Annotated in this window: 1 protein-coding gene; it reads right to left on the reverse strand. The window is 36.5% G+C overall.

Going from position 1 to position 467, the window contains the following annotated elements; genetic code table 11:
* Nucleotides 1–467: hypothetical protein (locus tag AC1DWA_RS33365; RefSeq protein ID WP_477917764.1), on the reverse strand; the 467-nt coding region annotated here is incomplete at both ends.

Below are 467 nucleotides of genomic sequence, written 5' to 3' on the forward strand. Positions count from 1 at the left end.
CTAATGAACGGATCATAACCCGAAACAAAATAAACACCATTTACCCGTGAAAGATCTCTAAACGCCGTGTCCATATCAATTAATTTAAAATAGGTGGCAGCTCCATCACTTTCATTTCGTACAGGTTGYGAAGAAGAAATAATAATCTCTTTCCCTAGACCTTTTACATATTCGATGAAATACCGATGAAGCTCTTTTAAGCCCTCAATTGGTAATGTACTACGGTCATTTACACCCATTTGTGACCAGACAATTGTGTCGTCTGCTTCAATTAAACTGCTCATATTTGATAATAACCACGACATATACGTTCCAGAAACAGCCCAGTTTTTCACAATGGCTTTTTTATTAAAGACAACCGATTCTATAATCATTCGTCCGGTTGTTGCATCAATCCCATTTTGAATAGGTGTAATAACTAATTCATGATACCCTGCACCTAGTCCTGTTTTTGTATAGAGATTACT

It is taken from the genome of Rhodococcus sp. P4_F3_2, assembly GCF_056401335.1.